The sequence below is a fragment of the Shewanella sp. SP1S1-7 genome (assembly GCF_031932105.1).
GTDB classification, from domain to species: Bacteria; Pseudomonadota; Gammaproteobacteria; order Enterobacterales; family Shewanellaceae; genus Shewanella; species Shewanella baltica.
The window spans coordinates 1-1,990 of sequence record NZ_JAUOEU010000063.1 but is presented as its reverse complement, the minus strand read 5'-3'; the positions used below and the strand labels follow the sequence as shown (position 1 = coordinate 1,990).

4 protein-coding genes are annotated in these 1,990 nt (G+C 38.0%); all 4 read left to right on the top strand.

Going from position 1 to position 1,990, the window contains the following annotated elements; translation table 11 throughout:
- The first annotated feature begins 19 nt into the window (after positions 1 to 19).
- On the top strand, positions 20 to 769 hold the full coding sequence (locus Q4Q49_RS22030) for a hypothetical protein (protein WP_012089974.1): 750 nt from the start codon (positions 20 to 22) through the stop codon (positions 767 to 769).
- Between the two features lie 67 nt (positions 770 to 836).
- Positions 837 to 1,223 carry a hypothetical protein gene (locus Q4Q49_RS22025; RefSeq protein WP_312000446.1) on the top strand — a complete coding sequence of 129 codons (387 nt, stop codon included), beginning with the start codon at positions 837 to 839 and terminating at the stop codon, positions 1,221 to 1,223.
- A 35-nt stretch (positions 1,224 to 1,258) separates the two neighbouring features.
- Positions 1,259 to 1,720 carry a hypothetical protein gene (locus Q4Q49_RS22020; RefSeq protein WP_312000445.1) on the top strand — a complete coding sequence of 154 codons (462 nt, stop codon included), beginning with the start codon at positions 1,259 to 1,261 and terminating at the stop codon, positions 1,718 to 1,720.
- 54 nt (positions 1,721 to 1,774) lie between these two features.
- The coding region (locus Q4Q49_RS22015) for a transposase (RefSeq protein ID WP_312000444.1) at positions 1,775 to 1,990 on the top strand (216 nt) is incomplete at its 3' end.

Here is a 1,990-nt window from a genome sequence, read left to right as displayed (position 1 = left end):
CATTTAAGGGAGAGTGCGGGTGTTTAACCGTAAAGAGTTAAAAGAAATTATATGGAAAAAGTGGATTTTTCCAGATTTCTCAAACAAGCTGACATGGTTGGTAGGTGGTGCAGGGGTAACAATTCTTATAACGCCAACGCCTTTAAAGCAAATTATCTATAACTGGCTTGTAGATACTTTTAATTTGAATTCAGGTGAACACTACACTTTAGCTGAATTACAATCTGGTGCTGCCGACTACTGGTGTGGCTTTGGAGTTATAGCATTAGCTTTGCTTCACAATATTGCCTACAAAATTTTCCTTTATAAAACAGAAAAGTTGGCCTATGCAGAAAAACAAGAGCTAATTGAAGTAGATAGAAGACTATTTAATGAGTTCGTTAATTTACTCCCCTCAGATGGTTTGGACGTGAAGCTTTTAGAGGATCATGATTTCGGTAATTCTCATCACGGTAAATCTGTTAAGGCTTTGGAGGCATTTGTCTACATTTGGGATAACGCTCAGAAGCAGTTTTTAGATACTGAATTAGAATCAAAACGAAGTAACCTCATTATTAAAGCTAAGCATTTTATCTATACATTAGCATGTAGATCCTACGCAATTGGCAATGGCGAGATTTTTTCTTGTGTGCCGGATGCTTATAGAGGTGCTTGGGAGTGGCCAGCACACGTTGATGAACAAATTCGAGAGTTAAATGAATTAGGTACAGAGCTTTTTGAGTTGCACAAAGATTTAGTTCTTACAGCACGGAGAAAACTTAAATGCTAACAAGCAAAGGCAGCCGACGCGTACCGCGCAGCTGCTTTGGGCGTTAGCAGTTTTTCGAGGTTCATTTGTGAAATATATTTCGGCACTAGTAATTTTAGTTCTTATTTTATTCATCACATCTCGCGATAGCGATGAACTTTGGCGAGATGGAAATTATGTTGTAGCGTGGATAAATAGCGATGTATTCTTAGCTTATGGTGAGCCAGAAGAAGCATTTTACGGTTTAGTAAATTCTGTTAGTGCTGTTGGGTTCAATAAGGATTATGTGGTAGCAAAAAATGTCGACTCAATATCGAAAGAGGTATTTTTTTATATAATCGACAAAGCTAAACAGAAATCTAATCAAGGTATTAATTTTTCGCAAAAGGCTGCCGTAACTGGACCTCTCAGTACTGTCGAGTTTAATAGCTTAATTAGAGAGTTAAATTTACCTAGTTTTACGGTAGAGTTCTAAACAGCTAACAAGGCTTTCAAACGGACAAAAAACAGTTGGCTGTTTTCACTCCGTTCAACATTATAGCCAACAATTTTTTGCCGCTTAAAGTGGCGTTAGGCATTACGGAGGTAATTTCTTTGAACCCAGAGGTTGCTTTAGATTTTCAAAATATTCCTTGGATATTTTCTGGCTTAGGTATTGTTGTTATATCAGCGGCCTTTAAAGCGATAAAAGCTATTGGTGGCTTCGTAACGAATAGTATGTGTTTAGGAATTGCAGGTGACTACAATGTATATATTGACAACTCGAGCCACTCGGGCCCTCATGGTCAAGCAAAATTAAAACAGTTTTTTGGTTGGGTTTGGGGAAGCATAACTATTAATGTCACCGAAAGTGGAAATGACGGTAAAAGGTTAAGGTATAAATACAAAGGCTCATACAGTAAAGAGCAGGCAATACTTAAATTTATAGAGTTAGGAAAAGATAAAAGAATTGTTGGAGGTGTTCTGGTCTAATCCCATCGGACACTTAATTTTGAGACAGTATGGTCAATAAATTAAGAGGTCTATATGAGTCTGAAAAAATCACATAAGAGTTATCCGCAGGCATTTAAAGATGAAGCAGTCTTGATGGTGCTAGAGCAAGGTTATAGCGTTGCCGATGCGGCAAAGTCTCTTGGAGTTAGCACGAGCCTGCTTTACAACTGGAAGGAAAAACACCAAGCCCTGCAACAAGGTATCACCTTAGAAGAGTCTGAGCGTGATGAGCTAAAGAGATTACGTAAA